Source organism: Aquimarina penaris (assembly GCF_040786285.1).
Classification (GTDB): domain Bacteria; phylum Bacteroidota; class Bacteroidia; order Flavobacteriales; family Flavobacteriaceae; genus Aquimarina.
In genome coordinates, this window is record NZ_JBFMKQ010000001.1 from 1,837,842 (window position 1) to 1,863,647 (window position 25,806).

At 33.5% G+C, this 25,806-nt stretch carries 23 protein-coding genes (1 of these 23 cut by a window edge); 8 read left to right on the top strand and 15 right to left on the bottom strand.

The features are described from left to right. The 3 genes in view from ABW637_RS07615 to ABW637_RS07625 are tightly spaced (at most 26 nt apart) and all read left to right on the top strand, a layout consistent with a single transcriptional unit that may run on beyond the window. Window positions 1-49, top strand: partial view of an exonuclease domain-containing protein gene (locus ABW637_RS07615; RefSeq protein WP_367584052.1) — the 3' portion only. 1,331 nt of this gene lie to the left of the window's left edge; 49 of the gene's 1,380 nt are visible here — the last part of the coding sequence; its start codon lies beyond the left edge, outside the window; the stop codon is at window positions 47-49. A gap of 11 nt (window positions 50-60) precedes the next feature. After that, the gene (dinB, locus tag ABW637_RS07620) at window positions 61-1,281 is read left to right on the top strand and encodes a DNA polymerase IV (RefSeq protein ID WP_367584053.1); all 1,221 of its coding nucleotides are present in this window, start codon (window positions 61-63) and stop codon (window positions 1,279-1,281) included. Window positions 1,282-1,307: 26 nt separating this feature from the next. Further along, a complete protein-coding gene (locus ABW637_RS07625; protein ID WP_367584054.1) occupies window positions 1,308-4,331 on the top strand; it encodes a DNA polymerase III subunit alpha in 3,024 nt (1,007 codons plus the stop codon). A gap of 138 nt (window positions 4,332-4,469) precedes the next feature. Here the strand turns inward: ABW637_RS07625 and ABW637_RS07630 are convergent, their stop codons facing one another. Beyond that, window positions 4,470-5,282 carry a hypothetical protein gene (locus ABW637_RS07630; RefSeq protein WP_367584055.1) on the bottom strand — a complete coding sequence of 271 codons (813 nt, stop codon included), beginning with the start codon at window positions 5,280-5,282 and terminating at the stop codon, window positions 4,470-4,472. A 290-nt stretch (window positions 5,283-5,572) separates the two neighbouring features. Between ABW637_RS07630 and ABW637_RS07635 the strand changes: the two genes are divergently transcribed. After that, window positions 5,573-6,082, top strand: coding sequence for a DinB family protein (locus tag ABW637_RS07635; protein ID WP_367584056.1), 510 nt, complete (start codon window positions 5,573-5,575; stop codon window positions 6,080-6,082). A 24-nt stretch (window positions 6,083-6,106) separates the two neighbouring features. Here the strand turns inward: ABW637_RS07635 and ABW637_RS07640 are convergent, their stop codons facing one another. From ABW637_RS07640 to ABW637_RS07705, 14 genes are all read right to left on the bottom strand, one after another. After that, entirely contained in the window at window positions 6,107-6,340 is a 234-nt protein-coding gene (locus ABW637_RS07640) for a DUF6095 family protein (protein WP_367584057.1), read from the bottom strand. Further along, window positions 6,327-7,142, bottom strand: a complete 816-nt coding sequence (gene murQ, locus ABW637_RS07645) for an N-acetylmuramic acid 6-phosphate etherase (protein WP_367584058.1) — start codon at window positions 7,140-7,142, stop codon at window positions 6,327-6,329. Before murQ ends, ABW637_RS07640 begins: the two co-directional genes overlap by 14 nt. Window positions 7,143-7,202: 60 nt before the next feature. After that, window positions 7,203-8,021, bottom strand: coding sequence for a DUF4249 family protein (locus tag ABW637_RS07650; protein ID WP_367584059.1), 819 nt, complete (start codon window positions 8,019-8,021; stop codon window positions 7,203-7,205). Between the two features lie 5 nt (window positions 8,022-8,026). Then, window positions 8,027-10,405: a TonB-dependent receptor gene (locus tag ABW637_RS07655; RefSeq protein ID WP_367584060.1), complete on the bottom strand. Its 2,379-nt coding sequence runs from the start codon at window positions 10,403-10,405 to the stop codon at window positions 8,027-8,029. A 390-nt stretch (window positions 10,406-10,795) separates the two neighbouring features. Beyond that, the gene (locus ABW637_RS07660; protein WP_367584061.1) at window positions 10,796-11,488 is read right to left on the bottom strand and encodes a hypothetical protein; all 693 of its coding nucleotides are present in this window, start codon (window positions 11,486-11,488) and stop codon (window positions 10,796-10,798) included. Between the two features lie 53 nt (window positions 11,489-11,541). Continuing rightward, window positions 11,542-12,633 carry a DUF4097 family beta strand repeat-containing protein gene (locus tag ABW637_RS07665; protein ID WP_367584062.1) on the bottom strand — a complete coding sequence of 364 codons (1,092 nt, stop codon included), beginning with the start codon at window positions 12,631-12,633 and terminating at the stop codon, window positions 11,542-11,544. After that, window positions 12,614-13,153 carry a hypothetical protein gene (locus ABW637_RS07670; RefSeq protein ID WP_367584063.1) on the bottom strand — a complete coding sequence of 180 codons (540 nt, stop codon included), beginning with the start codon at window positions 13,151-13,153 and terminating at the stop codon, window positions 12,614-12,616. Before ABW637_RS07670 ends, ABW637_RS07665 begins: the two co-directional genes overlap by 20 nt. A gap of 4 nt (window positions 13,154-13,157) precedes the next feature. Then, window positions 13,158-13,697: an RNA polymerase sigma factor gene (locus ABW637_RS07675; RefSeq protein WP_367584064.1), complete on the bottom strand. Its 540-nt coding sequence runs from the start codon at window positions 13,695-13,697 to the stop codon at window positions 13,158-13,160. A gap of 186 nt (window positions 13,698-13,883) precedes the next feature. Further along, the gene (locus tag ABW637_RS07680) at window positions 13,884-16,109 is read right to left on the bottom strand and encodes an NADP-dependent isocitrate dehydrogenase (RefSeq protein WP_367584065.1); all 2,226 of its coding nucleotides are present in this window, start codon (window positions 16,107-16,109) and stop codon (window positions 13,884-13,886) included. Window positions 16,110-17,093: 984 nt separating this feature from the next. Then, on the bottom strand, window positions 17,094-17,444 hold the full coding sequence (gene rplS, locus ABW637_RS07685) for a 50S ribosomal protein L19 (protein WP_367584461.1): 351 nt from the start codon (window positions 17,442-17,444) through the stop codon (window positions 17,094-17,096). A 133-nt stretch (window positions 17,445-17,577) separates the two neighbouring features. Beyond that, window positions 17,578-18,255 carry a tRNA (guanosine(37)-N1)-methyltransferase TrmD gene (gene trmD, locus ABW637_RS07690; RefSeq protein WP_367584066.1) on the bottom strand — a complete coding sequence of 226 codons (678 nt, stop codon included), beginning with the start codon at window positions 18,253-18,255 and terminating at the stop codon, window positions 17,578-17,580. Between the two features lie 70 nt (window positions 18,256-18,325). After that, a complete protein-coding gene (locus tag ABW637_RS07695; protein ID WP_367584067.1) occupies window positions 18,326-18,943 on the bottom strand; it encodes a tRNA (guanine-N1)-methyltransferase in 618 nt (205 codons plus the stop codon). 351 nt (window positions 18,944-19,294) lie between these two features. Then, on the bottom strand, window positions 19,295-20,743 hold the full coding sequence (locus tag ABW637_RS07700; RefSeq protein WP_367584068.1) for a glyceraldehyde-3-phosphate dehydrogenase: 1,449 nt from the start codon (window positions 20,741-20,743) through the stop codon (window positions 19,295-19,297). Window positions 20,744-20,884: 141 nt separating this feature from the next. After that, window positions 20,885-22,300 carry a trypsin-like peptidase domain-containing protein gene (locus ABW637_RS07705; RefSeq protein WP_367584069.1) on the bottom strand — a complete coding sequence of 472 codons (1,416 nt, stop codon included), beginning with the start codon at window positions 22,298-22,300 and terminating at the stop codon, window positions 20,885-20,887. A gap of 167 nt (window positions 22,301-22,467) precedes the next feature. Here ABW637_RS07705 and dapF point away from each other — a divergent pair, with 167 nt between their 5' ends. From dapF to ABW637_RS07725, 4 genes are all read left to right on the top strand, one after another. Next, on the top strand, window positions 22,468-23,253 hold the full coding sequence (gene dapF / locus ABW637_RS07710) for a diaminopimelate epimerase (protein WP_367584070.1): 786 nt from the start codon (window positions 22,468-22,470) through the stop codon (window positions 23,251-23,253). Further along, window positions 23,247-23,774, top strand: coding sequence for a GNAT family N-acetyltransferase (locus ABW637_RS07715; protein WP_367584071.1), 528 nt, complete (start codon window positions 23,247-23,249; stop codon window positions 23,772-23,774). The genes dapF and ABW637_RS07715 overlap by 7 nt, the downstream gene beginning before the upstream one ends. After that, window positions 23,764-24,807, top strand: a complete 1,044-nt coding sequence (gene mltG / locus ABW637_RS07720) for an endolytic transglycosylase MltG (protein WP_367584072.1) — start codon at window positions 23,764-23,766, stop codon at window positions 24,805-24,807. Before ABW637_RS07715 ends, mltG begins: the two co-directional genes overlap by 11 nt. Window positions 24,808-25,158: 351 nt before the next feature. Next, window positions 25,159-25,803, top strand: a complete 645-nt coding sequence (locus ABW637_RS07725) for a peptidoglycan-binding protein LysM (protein ID WP_367584073.1) — start codon at window positions 25,159-25,161, stop codon at window positions 25,801-25,803. Window positions 25,804-25,806: the final 3 nt, after the last annotated feature.

Consider the following 25,806-nt stretch of genomic DNA (forward strand, 5'->3'; position numbering starts at 1 on the left):
CAAGAGTTACTTACGTAAATACGGGGAAAATAATATTATATATATGTAAAAGGAATAATTATGAATACTACAATTGTACACTTCGATTTGGATACTTTTTTTGTGTCCTGCGAGCGTCTTTTGGATAGCAGACTAAACAATAAGCCTGTGATTGTAGGGGGAACTGGAGATCGTGGAGTAGTGAGTGCTGCAAGTTATGAAACTAGAGGGTATGGTGTTCATTCGGGAATGCCTATGAAAATGGCAAGGCAACTTTGTCCTAGTGCTATCTACATACGTGGTAATGCAGGTACATACACTAAATTTTCAAAACAAGTGACTGAAATTTTACAACGAGAAGTGCCAATTTTAGAAAAAGCCAGTGTAGATGAATTTTATGCAGATCTTACTGGGATGGATCGCTTTTTTGGGTGTTACAAGTTTGCTTCAGAATTGCGCAATAAAATTATTAATGAAGCAGGACTACCAATATCCTTTGGACTTTCAGTAAATAAAACAGTTTCTAAAGTTGCTACCAATGAGGCTAAACCCAATAATCAACTAAAAATCGATACCGGTTATGAAAAGGAATTTCTAGCTCCGTTATCCATCAAGAAAATTCCAATGGTAGGAGAGAAAACCTATCGTACCTTTTGTAATATGGGAATCAAAAATGTGCATGCGGTACAGCAAATGCCTGTAGAAATGATGACTTCTGTTTTTGGGAAAAACGGTCGTGTTATATGGCAACGTGCTAATGGTATTGATCATACACCTTTAGTAGAGTACCACGAACGTAAATCTATTTCGAGCGAGCGTACATATGGCCAAGATACAATCAATGTTACTATGCTGAAAACTACAATTATTTCAATGGCAGAGAACCTGGCTTTTCAATTACGACGAGGAGGAAAGCTTACCTCATGTGTAACTGTTAAGATTCGTTATTCAGATTTTCAAACCTATTCCAAACAACTTAAAATACCATACACATCGGCTGATCATCATTTGATACCTGTAGTGATAAGTCTTTTTGAAAATCTATTTAGCAGAAGGTTATTAATACGGCTTGTTGGGGTTCGATACAGTGGCCTAACTGCCGGTACCTATCAAATTAATTTATTTGATGACGAAAAGAAGACGGTAAACTTGTATAAAGCTATGGATGCTATACGTATTCGATATGGAGATCGAAGTATAATGCGTGCAGCCACATTGGGTGAAGGATCACGTACTGTCGGAAATTTCACAAATCCTTTCAATGGAGAGCCACCTATTGTTTTAGCGCATAGAACTCAGTAAATGGTATTACAATACAAAAGAAAAAAATGTATTTAAACAATCATTCATACTATAGTTTGCGATACGGTACGATATCAGAAATTGAGCTATTAGAAATGGCTCAACATAATGAGTGTACTCATTTTCCTCTTACAGATATAAATAATACTTCTGCGTGTTTAAATTTTATAAGAAAAGCACCTTCTTATGGGGTCAAACCAATTGTTGGAATTGACTTTCGTAATAATGCCCAGCAATGTTATGTTTGCCTGGCACAAAATAATGATGGTTTTTTAGAATTGAATCGATTTCTTTCAGAACATTTACATGCAGAAGAAACCTTTCCTGATCAGGCTCCATCTTTTAGCGATAGTATAGTTATTTATCCTTTTGAAAAATTACTAACCTTGGATAAGACTACTTTTTTAGATAATGAATTTATAGGTGTTGGACTTACCGATATTAATAAGCTACACTTTTCAAGACTGAGTGAATATACGGATAAGTTGGTAGTGCTACATTCGGTTACTTTCCGCGATAAGCGTGATTTTAATACACATCGATTATTACGTGCTATTGATACTAATATGTTGTTGAGTAAATTACCTGAATCTCAGCAAGGGGCTCCTGAACATAAAATGTATCCTATAGCAAGCATTAAAAAAGCTTTTGAAGACTACCCGCATATCATAAAGAATACACAACAATTATTAGCTCGGTGCAATATTGAGTTTAATTTTTCAAAAAACAGAGAAAATCAAAATTTAAAGACTGTTTTTGGAAATGTTGATGCAGATTATAAAAAGCTTGTTAATCTATGTGAATCAGGGCTCCCTGAGCGTTATGAAGTGGTGACCGATGCGATACGAAAACGTTTAGAAAAAGAACTTACTTTAATCAAACAGCAAAATTTTGTAAGCTTCTTTCTAATTAACTGGAAAATCATTCAGTATGCAAAATCTAAAGATTATTATCATGTAGGACGTGGAAGTGGAGCTAATAGTATTGTTGCATATTTATTAGAGATTACCGATGTAGATCCAATAGAGTTGGATTTGTATTTTGAACGTTTTATGAATCTATATCGTGCCAGCCCCCCTGATTTTGATATTGATTTTTCTAGCTGGGATAGAGAAGATGTTACTCGTTTTATTTTTGAAGCTTTTGGTAAGAATGGCCAAGCAGCTTTATTGGGAGCGTATGTTACTTTCAAACATAGCGGTGCTGTACGAGAATTAGGAAAAGTATTCGGATTGCCTAAACATGAAATTGATAAGCTTAGCGATGGTAAATATGACCCCAACAAGCTTGATGAACTCTCCAGATTAGTACTTCGGTATGCAAAGTGCCTTCATGGTCGGCCAAATTATATAAGCATTCATGCGGCAGGAATCCTTATTTCTGAAAACCCTATTCATTATTTTTCGGCTACTCATCTACCTCCCAAAGGATTCCCTACTGTTCAGTTTGATATGCATATAGCCGAAGATGTGGGATTGTATAAGTTTGATATTTTAGGACAGCGAGGACTAGGAAAAATAAAGGATGCTATTGCGATTATCAAAGAAAATCACCCTGATGTTATTTTACCCAATATCCATAATGCGAAACCTTTTTTTAAAGACCCCAATATCAATGCAATGATCGAAAGAGCAGAATGTATTGGTTGTTTTTATGTAGAATCTCCGGCAATGCGAATGTTATTAAAAAAATTGGGAGTACGTGATTATTTAACACTGGTAGCTGCCAGTTCTATTATACGTCCGGGGGTGGCAAAAAGTGGAATGATGCGCGAATACATCTTACGTCATAAAAATCCTGAACGTAGAAAACAAGCTCATCCGGTATTGTGGGATATTATGCCAGATACTTATGGGGTGATGGTATACCAAGAGGATGTGATTAAGGTAGCTCACCACTATGCTGGGCTTGATTTAGGAGAAGCTGATGTGTTACGTAGAGGGATGAGTGGTAAATACCGATCACGAGATGAGTTTCAAGTAGTAAGAGATAAATTTATTGCCAATTGTCGTAAACGAGGAGAGGCAGATGAAGTGATTTTTGAGGTATGGCGACAGATAGAGAGTTTTGCCGGATATGCCTTTGCAAAAGGGCACTCTGCTTCATATGCTGTAGAATCATACCAGAGTTTATTTTTAAAATGTTATTACCCTTTAGAGTATATGGTGGCCACTATTAATAATGGTGGTGGTTTTTATCGAGTAGAAACCTACATACACGAAGCACGAATACATGGTGCGATCATCCACGCACCTTGCATTAATACCAGTTCGATAGATACTATAATCAAAGGAAAAGAAATCTATTTAGGTTTTCAACATTTGCAAGGGTTCGAAAAACGCTCAATGCTAAAAATAATGAGTGCCAGAGTACATGGATTGTTTAGCTCTTTAGATGATTTTATGGAGCGTGTACCACTTTCTATTGAGCAGATAGATGTACTTATTCGTATTGATGCCTTCAGATCCTTGGGCAAGGATAAACGAAGCTTATTATGGGAGGCTCATTATAAATGTAATCATATTGTTGTCAATGAGTTTCAGCAGCAGCTTTTTAAGATACATACTAAAGATTTTACCTTACCTACGTTTACAATTACAGATTTAGAAAGTGCTTTTGATCAATTAGAATTATTGAATTTTACACTTTATGATCCTTTTATTTTATTAGAAACACCTCCAACTAGTAGTATATTAAGCATTGATTTAGCTTTATATATAAATAAAATTGTTGTGATTTATGGATATTTAATTACCGTTAAGAATACAGGAACCTCTAAAGGAGACCGTATGTTTTTTGGTACATTTTTAGACCAGAATGGAGAATGGATTGATACGGTACATTTTCCGCCTGTAGCTAAGAAATATCCCTTTAGAGGGAAAGGGATTTATCGTATTACCGGTAAAGTAGTCTCAGAGTTCGACTTTTTAAGTCTTGAAGTTCTTAAACAAGAACGAATGCCCTATGTATCTGACCCAAGGTTTGATGTTACATATAACCGAAAAGAGCTCCCAGAAGAGCAAGGAAAACCTTTTGGGTTACTAAGGTGATATGATCTGACAATGCAATTCTTAAGTAGGTTAATTTGGTGTTCTTGTACATAGTTAGGAATAAAAAAACGACACCTAATTAAAGATGTCGTTTCGAAAAATTTTATTTTGGGGCTACAAAATAAAATTCAATTGTTATTAGTTTCCAGTATACCCAGCAAATTGCTGCATAGCTGTTTTTGTAAGTTCTTTAGCTCTATTTACATAGAAATTTTTAGTATCATCAAGCGACTCATTTTTTAACTCATTATCACTTCTAACATAATCTCTTTGAGATTCGAATGTTGATTCTTCATTAAGTACAACACTTAATTCCTGAAGTGCAGTCTCTAATTTTTGTAGTGCTCTTTCTGCTTTTGATTTCATTAACGACTGTTCTTTTAACTCTGCCGCTCTTTTTGCTTCAAATTCTGCCTTTTTCTTGTTTTGTAAAGCTATTTGTTGCTCTAACTCCTTTTGTTCGATTGCTAATTGACGACGTTTTTCTTCTAGTTCTCTTTGCTTTTCAGAAACCTCATTTTCAACTTCAGCTATTTCGTTTTCTTCTTCAATCGAAGCTTCTTCAGAATAAGCAATGTCACCGGTATTAGCCTGGCAATGTGTTAATTGCTCTAGGAGCTGAGAACCTAATTCCTTAGCACGCTTAGCAAAAAACCTACTACGCTCATAAGTATCTTGTTCTAATGAGCTTTGCATATCTACTCTAGCTTGATATGCAGTTTCATTAGCTATTTTACAATCGCATTCACTAGCTAAGTCTTCTACTTTTTGGAATGACTCTATAGCTTTATCTGCATATTCTTGAGTATGATAAACATTATTTGCGCCATGTGCTTTTTTACTATGAGAATAAGCGTAACTAGCTGCTGTTAAAGCATCATCATAAACATTCTGGGCATTAACCTGTGAGATAAAACAAGATAATAATAAGATAAGTGCAATATTTTTCATTATAGGGGGCTTTTGATCACGAAGCAATAATACAATTTTTTTCATGTAACACCTAAAAAAAATGTCATTAATCGATAAAAAGCGCATTTTATCTTGATTTTTACGGGGAAACCTTAATTTTATGGAATAAATGTCCTACTGTTTTGTAAGAATAATTATTATTATCACATGAATTTTTATTAAAACGATAATTTTTATGTAATATTTTAATGAGGATACATAAACTTAAAATTTATTATTCGATACTTATATTATGTAAGTTAATTATGTATCTTTCGTCCTAATATTTTATGAAACGATTAATTATATCTTCAATAAATCATAATCTTAATAATGCTATAGCTTTATTAAAAGTAATAGATTCAACAACGTATCGTGATGCCTCTTTAGGACCTTATTATTCGAGTATTGGTTCTCATATAAGACATACTCTCGATTTTTTTGATTGTATTATTAGCGGATTAGATTCTAATGATATTGATTTAACAGCCCGAAAACGCGATGAAATTTTGTCTAGCGATAAAGAAGCCGCAATACTACATATCTATACATTACAAGAAACCTTACTTTCTTATGTAGACGTGAATACAGACTATTTGATTCACGTTACAGATAATATGGGGCAGGGTAAAGTAACAGTAAGTTATACATTAGAAAGTATTCTTGCTCATGCCAATAGCCATACTGTTCATCACTTTGCTACCATAGGGTATATTCTTGACTATTTGGGAAAGGAGATTAAAATTCCAGGTTTTGGTTATAATCCAACAACACCAATAAATAAAAGAGAAGGGATATAACGAATATTTCCCGATTTACAGTATTTACCCCTTTCCAAAGATTGAATCCATAATTGTTTTTATGCCTCTAAAAGCCATAAATATGGCGAATGCTGCACCAATTAATCCTAAAATTAGAATGGGTATATATAATGGATGATCTTGATTTTTAAAAGCAGAATGAATAATTACTGGGCTTATAAACATGAAAATAAGTGCAATAGCCATACGTTGTACACCTTTGCCGAGTAGTTCTTTATTGGTTCTATTGGGCTCCATAATTGTCTATTGCATTACGAACACTACCATATTGTTCTAATAGTTTAGCTGCTAGTTCTCGACTTATGTTTAGTTCGTCTATAATCATTCGTATACCTCTATCTACAAGCTTATTGTTACTAAGTTGCATATCCACCATTTTATTGCCTTTTACCCTACCAAGTTGAATCATAACCGAAGTAGAAATCATGTTTAAAACTAGTTTTTGAGCGGTACCGGCTTTCATACGAGAACTTCCGGTGACAAATTCTGGACCTACAGTAACCACAATGGGAAATTGGGCTGTTGTTGCTAAGGGGCTTCCTTGGTTACAAGTAATACAACCTGTAATAATTTTATTCTCATTACAATGCTGCAAAGCGCTAATAACATAAGGTGTTGTACCCGAGGCAGCAATACCAATTACAACATCTTTTTGAGAAATGTGATATTCTTGAAGGTCTTTCCATCCTTGATCAGTACTATCTTCGGCAAACTCTACGGCTTTTCGGATTGCTGCATCTCCGCCAGCAATTAACCCTATGACCAAGTCATGAGATACTCCAAAAGTTGGTGGGCATTCACTGGCATCAACCACTCCTAAGCGACCACTAGTGCCAGCTCCCATATAGAAAAGTCTACCGCCTTCTTTTAGTTTTTGTACGATTTGAGAAATTAAAGCTTCAATTTGCGGTATGGATTGTTCTACCGCATCAGGAACTGTTTTGTCCTCTTTATTGATATGTGTGAGTAACTCTGTGATGCTCATTTTTTCTAAATGATCATACTTCGAGGATTGTTCTGTAGTTTTTATAAATGACATGCTTCAAAAATACTCATTTTTGATTTTAGGATCACCCACTATTTTATTTTCCTAAAAAAATTATGGTTGAATAGTAAATTCGAACCTATCCGCTTCAGAAAGATTAAAGTATCCCAAGGCAATGTTATCTTGATTCGTGGTATTAATAATATTACCTCTTAATATTGCGGGTGGCGCCAGAAAAGGATTTCCACCATCTTGTTCACTTTGTTCGATAAGAAGACTGGCATAATTATAATAACGTTCATCAACTCCTAATATCTTAATGGTTACATCCTGCCCGACCACCATATTTTCGTAAAAATAAGAGAAGTTAAAAGATTCACCTTGATAAAATCGATCTTCACTAGCAAGGAACAAGCTAAAATCAAAATCGAAAAGATAGAAGTCATCACGATCTGCGGTATCGGTAAAAGAAACTATTATTTCTGTTTCATCTCCATCAAAAAGAGTAGCATCACCTTGTTCTATATTGTCGATAGGGACAGTGGGTATAAGTTGTGTTGTGGCAATATATGTTTCGTTTTCATAAATTACCGTTAGTTCATATGGCGTATCAAATTCTGGAAGGAAATCTGTTATTTCAGGAATGTAGAATCCTGCTTCTCCGGATTCAATAAAATTAATAACAGAATCATCATTTTTGTTCGTAATAAAAACATCTGCATTGCTTATCGTAGGAACATCTTGATCAAAAAATGGAGCTGATAAAGTTAGTCGCACTCCTCCTTCTACGGTAACCGGGGTTTCATTTGTATATAATTCAAATGAAGCATCGACCACCAATTGCGGTGTTCCATTGGGTACATCTACATCGACTACATCTTCGCAACTTGTAAAAACGGATATTGATAGGAGTATAAAAAATAATTTTTTCATCGTTTCTAGAATTTAAAGTTATAGGTCACAGCGGGTATAATTCCGAATATTGCAGTTCGTATAGCTTCATTTACAAAAGTATCTGGGTTTCTGGTAAACGTAATCGAAGCAGCATTTCTACGGCTATATAGGTTATAAATACTAAAAACCCATTCTCCTTGCCATTTCCTGTTTTTATTTTTTCTGGGCGTTAAAGTCGCTGTAACATCAATTCGGTGATATGCCGGTAAGCGCTCACTATTTCTTGATCCATCAAATATGGGTACAGATAAGCCCTGATATTCAAATTGTCCGCTTGGGTAATTTGTAGGTTGCCCCGTTTGGAATATAAAATTGGCTCCGAATTTCCACTTTTCATTTAACTCATAGGATCCGTTAAATGATATATCATGAGTTTTATCATATGGGGTGTTATACCATTCGTTATTACTAATTCCTGGTTCTTCGGGTGTTCTACCTGGGGTTCTTTGTTCAGATTTTGACAAGGTATAAGCGAGCCAGCCTTTAAATTTCCCTTCATTTTTACGCAATAAGAGTTCTAAACCATAAGCGCGAGCTTCTCCATTAAGAATATCTTGTTCTATTGCATTGTTTGCAATCAGATCGGCACCGTCTATATAGTCAATACGATTTTTAATATCCTTATAAAAAGCTTCTGTTTCAAGAGAATATCGGCCATCACTAATGTTTTTGAAATACCCTACCGCATATTGATTGAGTATTTGGGGTTTTATGTATTTACCACTTGGAGTCCACACATCTAATGGGGTAGGAGAGTTGGTGTTTGATAAAAGGTGAAGGTATTGCGCCATTCTATTATAACTGGCCTTTATCGAGGTATCATCATTAAAAGCATATGCTAATGATGCCCTGGGTTCTAGATTAGTAAAATTTTCTATTTGATCGCTTCTCTTAAAACTTTCTGTTTCTATAGGTTCTGCAGATTCGTAGATTTGAAGTTCCTGATTAAACAGAAGGGGATTGTCATCCTGATAAATATTCAGTTGATCTTGCCCTAATCGTATAAAATTACTTAGTCTAAGTCCATACTGAAGCGTTAATTTGTTAGAGATTTTGTGCTCGGCATCTATATAGGCCCCAAATTCATTAGCATATTTATCGATAAGTTTTTCTCTATTGATTCCAGAATCTGCGCTGTTGGGTTTTATCTCTCCTGGATTAAACTTGAAATAGATATTGTTAATTCCGTAGTTGAGTTGAAAACTATCACTTATATAATGTTTTAGATCATATTTGACGTTAAAATTTCTAATACCCGAATTCCATTTAAAGCCAACGAAGTCTAATTCTAAACCGTAAAAATAATCTGAATATATCAATGAGAGGTTAGAAAATAATTTGTCTGAAAACAAGTGATTCCATCGTAAATTTAAAACAGTATTTCCATAGGTATTCTCAAAGCTTTCTGAGATAGAAAACACATCACGCCCAAAGTATCCTGATAAGAACAGATTGTTGTTGTCATTAATTTTATAGTTTAATTTGGTATTAAGATCATAGAAATATGCTTTGCTGTCTACGTCAAATAGGGGTAAGAAAAGATGTGCGTATGATGCTCTACCACCCACTAAAAAAGCTCCTCGATCTTTTACGATGGGTCCTTCTGCAAGTAGTCTACTGGCTACAGCACCCAGACCTCCATTCATTTTAAATTCCTTACTGTTTCCTTCTTTTTGATATATATCCAGAACAGAAGATACCCTTCCTCCGTATTTTGCAGGTATTCCCCCTTTATAAAGTTTAATATCTTTTATAGCATCTGGATTGAATACAGAGAAAAACCCGAAAAGATGAGAAGAATTAAAGATAGTAGCTTCATCGAGTAGAATAAGATTTTGATCAGCAGCTCCTCCTCGAACATTAAATCCTGATGCGCCTTCTCCAGCACTTGTTACCCCAGGTAATAATAAAATAGATTTGATCACATCTGCTTCTCCTAAAACCACCGGTATTTGCTTAATAGTTGCGGCAGAGAGCTTGTTAACACTCATTTGCGGGGTTTTTATATTTAGCTTGTCGACTTTTTCAGTAATCACCACTTCATCCAACATTTCGGATGACTCAGATAATTGAAAATTTAGTTTTTTATCCTCATTAAGATCGATGTCTTGGAAGATATCGGTAAACCCTACATAACTCACCTGTAGTTTATATGTTCCTTGTGGAAGTGTAATAGAGAAGAACCCGTATTCATTGGTTACTGCTCCTTTTCCAATTTCTGGAAAAATCACGTTAACACCAATAAGAGTTTCGTTGCTTGATTGTTCGGATATAGTTCCACTAAGAGTAAATTTTTCTTGACTATACAAAGAATATTGTGTGATAAGTGTGAGTAAGAAACTAATTAAGATGTATTTTTTCAAAGGATATATGTTTTAATTATATGTTGAATAAAATAAAAGAATGTGATTACTGCTTAAAATTACAGTAAAGTTGTTTTTAATTGAAAAGTTATATACAAACTATTAATATTTACCCACCAATCTTTTCAAATAATCTATAAAAAAGAAAATCATAGAAAGTACGATTGTAAAGGAAAAAATATGAAATGAGTAAAACAACTAGACAAGAGTTAATTTTGAGTTATATTATTATATAATGAGGTTTATGACGCTTCCCACTGAAAGTTTATAGGAAGCCATTCTTCATGCTTTGCTGCTATATTATTTGATGAAAACGAAAACCTATTTTTTTTAACGTATACTTTGTTGTTTTCAGTAAACACATACATAACATGTAATTTCTCTTTGTTTTTACTTGTCATCTGATATATTTTTTTTGTAACGATTTCTACCTAAATTAAAGACACCAATTTTTATACCAAGACTTGTAGAGAACCCGTTGATACGAACAAATGCGTTTGGAGTTAGTACAGCTTTACCAGAAAATCGATATTTTATTCCTGCTTCTAATTGAACATATCTGGAAATATTATATAAAACATTTACTCCAGGTTCTACAACATATAGTGATGAGAACAGAGAATTCCTTTCTTTTGCTTCTTCTTCTTCTGTCAAATTTAATTCAAAATATCCAGCACCAGCAGCACCAGCGCCTATTAGTAAAGGAAAAGAAAGGTTTACTTTGGCTTCACTAAAAAATATAGGTTCTAAATGGAAACCTCCATAAACAGCAGCTAAGTCAGGACCTAATTCAGTGCCATCTGATAAAAAAATACTTGATAAATTTTGATTAGAATATAGACCTTTTATTACAAGTCCAATTTCAAATTTACGGTTGGCTACATATGCTAATTTGAGGCCTGTTATATATGTGCTTTTACCTTTAATTTGTCCATAGCCCCCGCTAATTCCTAAATAAACTCCATGTACAATGTTTTTTCGATCATTAAATTCTATATAATTATTATCTTTTGAATCCTGTGCATTACTTTGATATAGTATAAAAGTTAGAAAAAAGAGTAATGTTGCTTTTTGAAGTTTCATAATTGATTTGTTATTTTTTTATGATATTACTTACTAAGTATGGCTGTTAATGGTTATTCGGTTAAGACGATAATGCCTTTTTTTCCTGTAATTTGAAATTTACCCGAATATCTATTGGTTCCATAAGTAGCGCTAATATTTCTAATCCTTTTTCGTTTATCAATCATATCGGTTTTTACATTGGTGAACGATTTAGGAATTCTTAATAAGCCTTGTTCCAAAGAAGCATTAAAATCAAGAGTGGTTCCTGCAATATTTATATTAAGTTCTGAGGATTCTTGATTGATAATAACATTTGCATTCGGTTTTTGAAGTTTAGAAACCCGAAAGTCGGTTACCTCCATAGTAAGGTTAATGTCTTCAGATACCTTGTTTAGATTCATGCTACTAAACTTAAGTTCTCCTTGGATATTTCCTATTTGTTGTATAGTTATTTTATCCTTACTAGACTGTATTTCTAGAGAGGCTACATTTTCGATAGTAATAGTGGTACCGCTACTGGTTATTTTAAGTTCTTTAGATTCTTCTATGTCGATTTCTCCATTTTTGAATCGTATAGTGCCGTAGGTGATAGACTTTGTTTTTAGTTTACCGAACTTCATTTCTATATTGGCATTGTCAAGGTTTTTGTTTATCCAAATGTCACCATGTTGCTGGTTAACTTTTAATTTGCCATTCCATCCATTCATGATAATATCGCCAAACTTATTCGTAATATTTATCTCTGCATTATGAGGTAAATGGATGTCATAATTGATTTGAATATTACCTCTATCAAAATCAAAAGGATTAGCCTTGTCAAAAAGACGAGAAAACATACTATTGCTTTTTTCTTCAATTACTGAAGAGATATTAATGAAATCTTCTGTACTATTTATAACAGATTTGATACGTTTTAAAAGCTCTGTAGCGTCTTCTTTCTTCTTTTTGCTTACTTCTATGTTAACAACAATCTGGATTGTTTTTTCTTCCCAGCCATTTATGACAATATTTCCATATTTATTATCTAAATGCAGTTCTCCAGTATTGGTTAGAGGGTATGTTTTTTCTATATTTTTGGATACTTTTTCTTGTGCCCACACATTATAATTTGATAGCAGTAGTATTAGTATCAATAAAATAGGTTTATAATATATAGTCTTCATTGCGATTCATTTTTTTTGAATTATTGACCTGTTTTAATAGGTTCTCTATCAATTCTATCCTTTTCTTATAATTATTTATGATGGCTTCTAAAATGTACTCGTTATTAAGATTTTTTGTCATTTCTAATTTTAAAGCATCATATTCATTATCTAACTCATCGATAAACGACAAGAATTCTTTTTTGTCTTCGGGTTGTAATTTTTGGCTATTTTTCACCAACTGTACTTGAAGAGAGACTAAGCCTTTGTAGTACGTGTCAATATCATGCAATTCATTGTGTACGGTATTGGTTTGTTGATTTTGATTAAAATCAGAAATGTTAGAAAGCTCGTATAAGGATACCCCACTTATTAAAATCAAAATACTTGCTGCTATTTTTAATAAAGGTGATCTCCATAATCTATTTGATTTTGGAATTTCCATACGTGACTCGATATTATCCCACATTTTTGATCTGTCAGCTTTATGTTCATCAAACAGAAGTTTATTTTCTTTTATATATTTTTCTAAATCATCCATGCCATTATGGGGTGTTTATAATTTTAATTAGTTTTTTCTTTGCTCTATGGTATTGTGATTTTGAAGTAGAAACAGTAATTTCTAATATTTCCGCTATTTCTATGTGATCATATCCTTCAATTAGGTATAGGTTAATGATCTGTCGATATCCTAAGGGTAATTTCTTAATGCCTGTTTTTATTTTATTAATGTCATATGCTATCACTTGGTCATTAATTTCTTCGTTTAAATGATATTCATGATGGTCCAGAGGCACAAGAGTTATTCTTTTTAATTTTAAATGATTTATACTTTTATTAATTACTATTCTTTTTAACCAGGAACCAAAAGTGCTTTCGTATCTAAAGGATGTTAAGTTTTTAAATGCATCTACAAAACTGTCCTGTACAATATCTTCAGCATCTTCCTTTACATTAAGAATTCGCATACTTACGTTATACATGGCATCTACATAGAGTTCATATAATCGATATTGTGAATTCCTGTCACCAGACTTGCTTTGTTCTACAAGGTCTTTATGTGTGTAAAGAATATTGGTTTTCAATTGAGTTTAAGTTTCTTTAAAGATACTTTTCTTTTCTAGTTACCATTATTGACAACTTGAATTTAGAAAGGTTGCATTTGTTGAAGATTTTAGTTAATTCTTTTAATTTAGAGGAAAGTGTCTGCAATAAAAAAAGCCTGTAAAACAAATGTTTTACAGGCTTTTTTTATTGTATTTGTTATTTCTCTATGCGTTGATTATAGCATTCAATGTTTCACTAGGGCGCATTGCCTTTGCTACTTTTTCAGTATTTGGCCAATAATAACCACCCATATCTACTGCACTTCCTTGAGCATCGATCAATTCAGCAATAATTTTCGCCTCATTATCTGCTAATTGTTTAGCAATCAGAGCAAATTCTTTTTGTAATGCTACATCCTGAGTTTGTTCTGCAAGTGCCTGTGCCCAATATAGTGCTAAATAAAAATGACTTCCTCTGTTATCAAGCTCGTTTACCTTACGAGAAGGAGATTTCTTGTTGTCTAAAAACTCTATGGTTGCCTGATCTAAAGCTTCTGCAATAATCAATGCTTTAGAATTGTTGTTTACTTCTCCTAAATGTTCTAGAGATACAGCTAACGCCAAGAATTCACCTAAAGAGTCCCATCTTAAGTGTCCTTCTTTATTAAATTGTTGAACATGTTTAGGTGCAGATCCTCCGGCACCTGTTTCAAAAAGCCCACCACCGTTCATTAAAGGAACAATAGATAACATTTTTGCGCTAGTTCCTAGTTCAAGGATAGGAAATAGATCTGTATTATAGTCACGCAGTACATTTCCTGTTACAGAAATGGTGTCTTTACCATCTTTGATTCTTTCTAAAGAGAAACGTGTTGCTTCTACAGGAGACATAATTCTAATGTCTAAACCAGTAGTGTCATGCTCTGGTAAGTATTTTTCTACTTTCTTGATTAATTCTGCGTCATGAGACCTTTCTTTATCTAACCAGAAAATTGCCGGTGTATCTGTTGCTTTAGCTCTGCTTACTGCAAGTTTTACCCAGTCTTTGACTGGAGCATCTTTGGTTTGGCACATTCTCCAGATATCACCTTTTTCTACAGTATGTTCTATTAAAACATTTCCTGTAGCATCGGTAACACGAACAACACCTTCTCCCTGGATTTCAAAAGTTTTATCGTGAGATCCATATTCTTCGGCTTTTTTGGCCATAAGCCCAACATTAGGAACAGTTCCCATAGTGGTAGGGTCAAAAGCACCATGTTTTTTACAAAAATCTATAGTTTCTTGGTATATACCAGCATAACTACTGTCTGGGATTACTGCTTTTGTGTCTTGAGTATTGCCTTGGGCATCCCACATTTGTCCAGAGTTACGAATCATTGCAGGCATCGAAGCATCAATAATAATATCACTTGGTACATGTAAGTTGGTAATCCCCTGATCTGAATTAACCATCGCTAACTTTGGTCTTTTTTGATAACAAGCTTGTATGTCTGCTTTTATCTCAGCTCTTTTAGCATCAGGAACTCTTTTGAGTTTATTGATAAGATCTCCGAAACCATTGTTTACTTCTACGCCAATTTCTTCGATGATTGCCGCATGTTTTTCAAAAACATCTTTAAAGAATACCTCTACTGCATGACCAAATATAATGGGGTCAGAAACCTTCATCATGGTAGCCTTCATGTGTAATGAAAACAATACATCCTTTTCTTTTGCATCTTCTATTTGCTCTTCAAGAAAAGCTAGAAGTGCTTTTTTGCTCAATACAGTAGCATCAATTACTTCTCCTTCAAGTAAGGCGGTTTTTTCTTTTAATGTAGTCGCGTTTCCGTTTAGGTCAACAAACTCAATTTTTACATCTCCGGCTTTAGAAATAGTAACAGATTTTTCGTTAGAACGAAAATCTCCACTAGACATTGTAGCTACATGGGTTTTAGAATCTGAGCTCCAAGCTCCCATAGAATGTGGATTTTTTCTTGCGTATTGTTTTACTGGTTTAGGAGCTCTACGATCAGAGTTTCCTTCTCTAAGAACCGGGTTTACGGCACTACCTTTTATTTTGTCGTATCTAGATTTGATCTCTTTTTCTGTTTCGTTCTCCGGTTCCTCAGGATAGTTAGGTAAATCAAATCCTTGAAGTTGCAATTCTGCAATAGCAGCTTTTAATTGCGGTACAGAAGCACTTATATTAGGGAGTTTTATGATGTTGGCTTCAGGTTTTTGAGCAAGCTCACCTAGTTCGCCAAGAGCATTTGCTTGTTTTTGCTTGTCACTTAATTTTTCAGGAAAAGTAGCAAGAATTCTGGCTGCAAGTGATATATCTTTTGTTTCGATGGTAATATTTGCAGCTTTTGTATATTTTTCAACTATTGGTAGAAAAGAATAGGTTGCTAAAGCAGGTGCTTCATCAGTTTTAGTGTAAACAATCTTTGAGGTATTAACTCCCATAATTTTTAAAGTTTTTGTCTAGGTATCTTCATTCGTACTAACCTTAACTGTTTTTGATACCCTATTTATAGTTGTACTATTGTTTTAAGAAAATATTAGTCGTTTAATTTTTCTTTATCAAACAATACTAATGGTCTTTTTTTATTATACCTCTAGTGTATTGTTTTTTACAATAGTAGTATTCGGAGAATTTCCGTGCGCGAAGATACAAATCTAGTCATGCAAATGCAACCTGAGTGTTGTTAGTTTTGCGTTAAAGGAGGTGAATTGTAATTTCTTAAAAAATTAAGAAGAAAGTAGGGTGAAATATAAAATATGGGGCTCAATATTTTCTAAATACCTAAAAATTAAAAAGCCATATCAAGAATACGTATATTTTGATATGGCTTTATCGGAAATATTTTTTTTATGTTAGCTGTTTTACCCGCTATTAAATAAAAACTTTCGTTATTTATAACACTTTTTATATTTCCGGAATTTAAGTAGAATTTTAACTGTTATCAAACCATGATTAGTTAAATTGATTTCTACTTACAAGACTAATATGAGTGATTGTGTTTATAAATTACGATTGTAATTATTTTAATTTTCACTCGTATAGTCAAATGCCATTTAGGATTAAGAAGGTGTCAAAACTTAATTTTTTCTTTTGAATTTCATTTTGAAATGATTTCAAAGTAAACCCTTAAAGTTATTTCAACGATGTACTCAAAAAAATAACTTTCGTCTCATATTTATCTTAAATCGTAAGATGGTCTTTAATGTTCAAAGAACGTATTGTGTGAATTACATAGTAAGGAATCCTTGTGTCATCCTTGTGATATATAATTTCTTTTATAAAGATAAGAAAAATCGATATTGTAGTCAATTTTTGTTATAGTATTAGTTATCAAAAGGTTATGAACTGTGGTTATTAACTTTTGTTCATAAAAAAAGGCTGTCCATGGACAGCCTTTTTTTTGGTTTTTTGAAAAAGAAAGTTGATTAGTTTCTTCTTTCTTTAATACGTGCTTTCTTACCAGTAAGTCCTCTAAAGTAGAATATACGTGCTCTACGAACTTTACCTCTTTTATTTACTTCAATTTTTTGAAGTGCAGGTAGGTTTAGCGGAAAAATACGTTCTACACCAACAGTACCTGACATTTTTCTAATAGTAAAAGTCTCGGTAGCTCCAGCACCTCTTCTTTGGATTACAACTCCTCTAAAGAACTGTGTACGTGTTTTGTTTCCTTCTTTAATTTCGTAATAAACAGTGATTGTATCACCTGCAGAGAATTCAGGCATCTCTTTTTTTGCAACAAATTCGTCTTGTACGAATTTTACTAAATCTTCCATCTTTTGATATAGTTTCTTGGGTTTCATTAAAACAACATTCACGATTTTCGCCAGAGGTTGATTTAATCAGGGTGCAAAAATAAGTATAATTTACTTATCTGCAACTATTTTTAAAGGTTTTGTTATGTGAAACTTAATCATCTAATAAATCCGGCCTACGTTCTTTGGTGATTTGGTATGCTTGCTCTTCTCGCCAAGCTTCAATTTTTGGAAAATTTCCTGAAGTTAATACTTCTGGAACCTTCCATCCTTTGTATTCTGCGGGTCTTGTATATATAGGAGGAGCTAATAAATTATCTTGAAAAGAATCGGTTAGGGCAGAGGTCTCGTTACCTAATACCCCAGGGATAAGACGAATTATTGCATCACATAATATCAAGGCTCCTAATTCGCCACCAGATAATACATAATCCCCTACAGATATTTCTTTAGTTACAAAATGATCTCTAACGCGTTGATCCACTCCTTTATAATGACCACAAAGAATAATTAAGTTGCCTTTTAGGGATAATTGATTTGCGATCCCTTGGTTTAGAGTTTCGCCATCCGGAGTCATATATATGACTTCGTCATAGTCTCTTTCTGATTTTAATTTAGTAATGCATTTATCTATGGGTTCAACCATCATTACCATTCCTGCACCACCACCAAATTGATAGTCGTCTACTTGTTTGTAATTATCGGTAGTATAATCCCGTAAATTATGTAAATGGATTTCTACTATGCCTTTATCTATAGATCGCTTCATTATTGAAGCTTCGAAAGGACTTTTTAGAATGTCTGGTACTACGGTAATAATATCTATGCGCATCTTCTTAACAATTCACTAAATGTTGGGTGCAAAGATGCGAAAGAATATAGTAAAAATCTAAAAATTAAGTTTACTTCGCTCCGGCCTTACGTTGCTTATTGATTTCATCTTGTAGTTTACGCATTACTTTTTGTTCTCGCTCTAGAGCCCTGCGTCTATGATCTTCAAATTCAGCTTCAGTTTCTGCTAGTGTTTTTTTAGCTTGAAGCGTTATCGTATTACTGTTTTTAAATTTAAAAATGAAAAAACCTAGGAATAGTAATAACCCAGCAACAATTAACCACATAATAGTCATATAACTAGATTTGGTTACCGATGCACCAAAAAAGCTCATGCTATCTTTTTCATTGGTAACTGCAGTAAGATCTTCGTTTGTTTTAGCTAATGATTCTTCTAATCCCGTTATGGTAGATTTTTGTTTAGTTATTTGAAGATTGGTTTCGTTTAGTTTTGATTCAAGTGTTTTTATAGAATCTAATGTGTTTGCTTTTAGTTTATTTACCCAAACTTGTTTTATAACTTTATATTCTTGGTATCTTCCCGATTTTTTTATCACAATATCGAATTGATCTTCGATTTTATCTTGTTTTAGAGCCTGCTCAACAGTCACATTTTCCTCTTGTGCATACGTCGCTTTAGAAAAAGATAGTAATACGGTTAAAACGAATAGATAATGCGGTAATTTCATGTGGTTTTATTCTTTATTTTATGATTATATTCCAAAAATTTCACCTGTATCCAGTAGAGTTAGGTGGTAGATAAATAACTTTTTCTGTTTAAAAATCGTGTAAAGCCTTTCTCTTGCTATTAATTTCTTCTGTAACGATAATAAATGTACGATATTGTAAGTAATTAAAAAGTTTTTTTTGTAAGAATTTTAGAGAAAGTAATTGAAGTGTTAATTGATTGATATTTAACTAGCTGTAGTTGTACAATAAAATAGAGATTTATGATGACTTTTGTACTAGTCATGAATATTAAGTTTTGGAAATAAAAAAAGCCGTTATTTAATAACGGCTTTTAGAATTGAGATAATGTCTTAGTAGTACGTAAATCGTCTTACTTTGGCTATATATTTTGATAGTCTTATCACTTGATGACTGTACCCATATTCGTTATCATACCATACATATAAAATGGCATTATGTCCCTTTGAGTCAACAATAGTAGCATTGCTATCGTATATTGATGGAGCAGAAGAACCAACAATATCACTTGATACTAGCTCGTTGTCCAAAGAGTATTTTATTTGCTCTACTAAATTTCCTTCTAAAGCATATTTTTTCATTATTGCATTGATACTATCTTTAGAGACTTTCTTTTCTAAGTTTAGATTTAGAATTGCCAAGGATCCGTTTGGAACTGGTACTCTAATGGCATTTGAGGTTAATTTTCCTTCAAAACTAGGTAGTGCCTTTGAGACAGCTTTCCCGGCTCCCGTTTCTGTAATTACCATATTTAAAGCAGCTGCACGACCTCTTCTGTATTTTTTGTGCATATTGTCCACTAAATTTTGATCATTAGTGTATGCGTGTATTGTTTCGAGGTGACCATTAACAACTCCAAAACTTTCGTCTACGGCTTGTAAAATCGGAGTAATGGCGTTAGTCGTACAAGATGCAGCCGAAAAAATGTCTACTTTATCTGGGTTATGTTCTTTATGATTTACCCCGTGTACAATGTTTGGAACTCCTTTTCCTGGTGCAGTGAGTAGTACTTTGTCAATACCTTTGGCAGCCAGATGCCTGCTTAATGCTTCCTTGTCTCTAAAAACACCTGTGTTGTCAATTACCAAGGCGTCTTTAATCCCATATGCTGTATAATCTATATCTTCCGGGTTGTTTGCATCAATAATTTTTACTGTAGTTCCGTTTATAATAAGAGCGTTATTGGCGATGTCGGTTTCTACAGTACCTGCAAAATCCCCATGTACAGAGTCATTTCTAAGTAAAGAAGCTCTTTTTTCTAAAATTTCTTCGGTTACACCTCCTCTGGTTACAATTGCTCTAAGCCTTAATTGATTTCCTTTTCCGGTAATGGTCATCAATTCTCGAGCGACTAAACGACCAATACGGCCGAAACCATAGAGTACTACGTTTTTTGGTGAGATAGGTTTTACCTTCTTGGCATCTTTTAATTTATCCTGAATAAAACGATTGATAGATCCGTATTCATCTCCCGATACATGATATTCATAAGTGAGTTTACCAATGTCTAACTTTGATGGAGGTAAATCCATGAGTTTAATGGCTTGTGCAATTTCTGCAGAGTCAAAAATTGAAATAGGTTTTTGCACAAATTCTCCTGCATATTCATGCAGATTGATAATTTCGCTTACGTTTTTATCAATAAGTTGATTTCTGAAAAGTACTAATTCGATCGAATTGTCGTACCATAAATCACTTATGGTTTTTATAAAAGCAACTGTAGCCCGACGTCTGTCGGCCTGAAAAGCAAGTTCTTTTTCATAAACTTCGTTAGAGCTCATAATTTTGTTGTGTTTTTATAGTCTTGAAATTTCGTGCAAAAGTATATATTTCAAACGTTTTCGTAAAGCTTTTTCGATAAAAAAATCCCATTGCATTTTTAAAGCAATGGGAAGTGTGATTGTATCTAGGTTTTTGCTCAATTATTGAAAAACAAATTCTCTTTTTTCTCCATTGCGATCCACTAAGCTAATCGTAATATCTTCATCTTTGTATTTATTCTCTATTATTTTTTTTACCTCAAGAACGGTTTTTACTTTTTTGCCATCGACTTCACTTATAATAAGACCCTCTAGGTTATATCTTTTCATTCTTGAACTTAAAGCTTTGCTTATGACTACGCCATGATCAAGATTAAATTTATTTAGATAATTTTTCGGTGGGTTAACAACTTCAACTCCGACATCATCTATATTGTAACTTTGAATTTCATATTTAGAAAGGGTAACAGGCAAAACAAGTTCTGTATTTTTTCTTAACACTTTAATATTAATCACATCTTTAGGTCTCTTGCTATTTACATATCCTGTAAGGTCTGCAAATTTTCTTATGGGCAATCCGTCTATTTCTTTTATGACATCACCTTTTTTTATACCCGCTTTTTTGGCACCGCTTTCTTCGGCTACAGAGGCAACAAAAACTCCTTGAGAAGTAGAAATATCAAATTCTTCAATGGCTTTAGGGTTGATGGTGCCACCGGTTATACCGATGATTCCTCTTTGTACATCTCCAAACTCTAATATATCTTCAACTATTTTACGCGCATTATTAGATGGTACTGCAAAAGCGTACCCTACATAACTTCCGGTTTGAGAAGTAATAGCAGTATTAATACCGATTAATTCACCATTAACATTGACCAAGGCACCACCACTATTTCCTGGGTTTATTGCGGCATCAGTTTGTATAAAGGATTGCGCATTGTTATCTGCTTCGTTAAGATCTCGTGATTTAGCGCTAATAATACCTGCTGTAACAGTAGAGGTTAGGTTAAAGGGGTTACCAACAGCTAGCACCCATTCTCCAATTTTGGCAGCATTAGAATCTCCAAAAGGGATGTAAGATAGTTTTTGATCAGATTCAATCTTAATCAAAGCAATATCTGATTGTGGAGCGGTACCTACCACTTTGGCTTTATACGATTTGTTGTTGTTTAAAGTCACTTCTAAGTCTGTGGCCCCATCAATAACATGATTGTTAGTTACAATATACCCATCTTCAGTAATAATTACTCCAGAACCTGCACCTTGAATTCTTCTTTCTTCCGAACCACCATTTCTAAAAAACTCCATTAGATTCCTTGGAGTTCGGCTAACTCCGTATTGTTTTACATGTACTACAGCATTTACAGTTTTTTCTGCAGCTAACGTAAAGTCAGCCCCAGCTGTTAACGGGCTCAAATTAGTATTAGCAACAGTATATGTTGTTGGAATTAGATTTGGTTTAGTTTCAGTTTCTGTAATTACAGTGGGTTCTGGTTCTAAAAAGGCCTTGTATGCTCCGAGTGTTAATATTCCGGCTAGAATGGCTACAACCAATAAACTCAAAAATCGTTTCATCTGCGTTCTCTTTAATTATTTAATTTTTATTACTATTATCTTAATAGACTATAGATAACTCTTAAAATTACAACTATAGTATACTTTTTTTATGACATTTAACTCACAATTAACAACGGATTAATGTTAACATTCTTTGTACCTTTGCGCTATATAATGAAAGAATAATGACTCTTACTTTTTATAAATATCAAGGTACGGGTAATGATTTTATTATCGTTGATAATAGAGAATCATTAGTGACCAAAAATAATACCAAATTAGTTGCAAGACTTTGTGACAGAAAATTTGGCATAGGAGCAGATGGGTTTATGTTGCTTGAACTACCTCAAAATCAAGAAGATGATTTTACGATGGTGTATTATAATGCAGATGGAAACGAAAGTTCTATGTGTGGTAATGGCGGAAGATGTTTAGTTGCTTTTGCTGCTTTTTTAGGAATTATTGAAGACAAAGCTACTTTTACAGCAATTGATGGTAAGCATCATGCAGAGATTAAAAATGGCTTAGTATATCTGCAAATGCAAAATGTTTCTGAAATAGAAAAATTCGATTCTCACTTATTTTTAGATACCGGCTCTCCTCATCATGTAACCATGGTTAAAGGTTTGTCTGATTTTGATGTTGAAAATGAAGGTCGAAAAATTAGAAATGGCGCGCCTTATTTTGAATCCGGTAGCAATGTTAATTTTGTTGAAAAGCAAAATGGAAATCTTTTTGCAGTGCGAACCTATGAAAGAGGGGTAGAGGATGAGACACTATCTTGTGGTACAGGTGTTACGGCTGTAGCGCTTTCTATGCATGCTACAAAATTTACGGATAAAGAAGAAATCGATATCCATACCGAAGGAGGAGCGTTAAAGGTTACATTTAAAGAGACTAAGAATGGGTATGAAGATATTTTTCTAATTGGTCCTGCAGAGCAGGTTTTTAAAGGAGAGATTACATGTTAACTTTAAAGGGTAAAAATGTTTATTTAAGAGCTCTAGAACCCGAAGATCTTGACTTTGTCTATGTTATAGAAAATGACGAACAAATTTGGGAGATGAGCTCTACTCAAACACCTTATTCTAGATTTTTGATAAAACAATATTTAGAAAATGCGCATCAGGATATCTATGAAGTAAAGCAATTGCGATTGGTTATCTGTTCTAATGATCATGCTACATTGGGTCTTATCGATTTATTTGATTTTAATCCTACTCATAATAGAGCAGGGGTGGGTGTTCTAATTGCAGAGAAAGAAAATCGAGGACAAGGTTATGGAAAAGAAGCCTTACAACTCATAGTAGACTATGGGGCTACTCATCTGCATTTGCATCAGTTGTATGCCAATATTTCTGAGGATAATGTGTCGAGTATTAAGTTATTCGAAAATCAAGGGTTCACTAAAATTGGAGTGAAAAAAGAATGGAATTTGGTAAACAACACTTATAAAGACGAATTTTTATATCAACTAATATATGTACATTAAAAAAATATTATTAGCAATTGTGTTAATGGGCATGGTAGCCGGAGGAATTTTTGCATACTATGTGTATCAGGCTGTATTTTCGCCAAATACAAATTTCGAATCCGAAACAACTACAGTATATATCCCTACCGGAGCAACATATACAGAACTTATTGAATTAATGAGTCCAGTGGTTAAAGATATCTATAGTTTTGATAGAATAGCAAGAAGGAAAGGGTATATAGACAAAATAAAAGCAGGTCGATATATTTTGAATAAGGATCTGAATAATAATGATATTGTAAATATTCTGCGAAGTAAAAATAGACCAATTCAACTTAGTTTTAATAATCAAGAAAGATTAGAAAACTTAGCGGGTAGGATTGCTGTTCAGATTGAAGCAGATAGTGTTTCTTTATTGGAAGCGTTTAAAGAAGAGGCTTTTTTGAGTAAAAATAGTCTTTCTTTAGAGAATGCCTTGTCTATGTATGTCCCTAATAAGTATGAGTTTTTTTGGAATACTTCTGCTGTTCAATTTAGGGATAGGATGCTAAAAGAGTATACTCGATTTTGGAATGATAAGCGAATGTTGAAAGCAAAAGAAATAGGGTTGACCCAAAGTCAAGTGATTACAATCGCGTCAATAGTTCAAAAAGAAACAGCCAAGGTTGATGAACGACCTAGAGTGGCTGGAGTATACATGAATAGGTATAATAATGATTGGAAATTAGATGCCGACCCTACAATCATTTATGCTATTAAGAATCATCGCAATGATTGGGATACCGTTATCAAAAGGGTTTTGTATAAGGATTTAGAGTTAGATAGCCCATACAATACGTATAAATATAAAGAGTTACCTCCAGGTCCTATAACTATGCCTGATATTTCGTCAATTGATGCTGTGCTTAATTATGAAAAGCATGAATATTACTTTTTTGTAGCTAACGTAGAAAACATGGGATATCATAAATTTGCTAAAACTCTAAGGCAACATAATCGAAACAAAAAACAGTATATAGACTGGGTGAATAAACAAGGAATTAGGCGGTAAAATTACCTCCTAAATATTCGAGTAAAAAACTCGACGAATTACATTTCTTTCGATAAACAGGCTCTAATTTATTAACAAAATCCTAATTTTTCTGTTAATTACTAATCAAAGATCCTGAATAATTTTGTTCGACAAAATCACTTGATTTGACGTTTAAGTGTCGTTTTTAAGTGAATTTTTAAGTTTTTTAACCTTTTTTGCACTTCATATTTTACGTAATTAACTGATAATCAGTGAAATAATTTTTTTAACACTTTGTTCTTTATAGTTTTAAAAAACATTGTATATTTGCACGGCAAAAATTTAAGTAGAGGGGACCATTTTTTTAATGGCTACTTAGAAAATTTTTATATGATAAAAAGGATAATAAGTTTATCTATAATACTTACAATTGGGGGGATACTTTTGTTGAGTTTTACGACAACAAAAAAATCAGATTTTAGCGCTTATAGTACTGCAGGGCTTGATCTATATTACATTGCACCTAACTTTAACGAAATAGAGGATAACAATACATTTGTTTCTCCTGAGCTTGGTAAATCTTATTTAGGGTTTAAAGAAGCTGTTGCGTTTAAAGAATCTCGAGGAGATTATGGTGTAGTGAACCAATTTGGGTATATGGGTAAATATCAGTTCGGTAAAAGTACTTTGGATTTAATTGGGGTTAGAGGTATAAGTAGAAAGGAATTTCTAAATAACCCAAAACTTCAAGAAAAAGCTTTTTACGCCTATCTTTCTAGAAACAAATGGGTTTTACGAAGAGATATAAAGTGGTTTGCTGGTAAGACAATGAATGGGGTTGAGGTAACAGAATCCGGGATTCTTGCTGCGGCACATCTTGGTGGTCCAAATGCTGTTAAAAGATATTTGCGCACCGGAGGAGTTGATGGTTTTGCTGATGCGTATGGAACAACTATTCGTTACTATATGAAACGATTTGGAGGGTACGACACTTCTTTTGTAGTGCCAAATCGAAAAGCAAAAGTTGCACAGTGATTT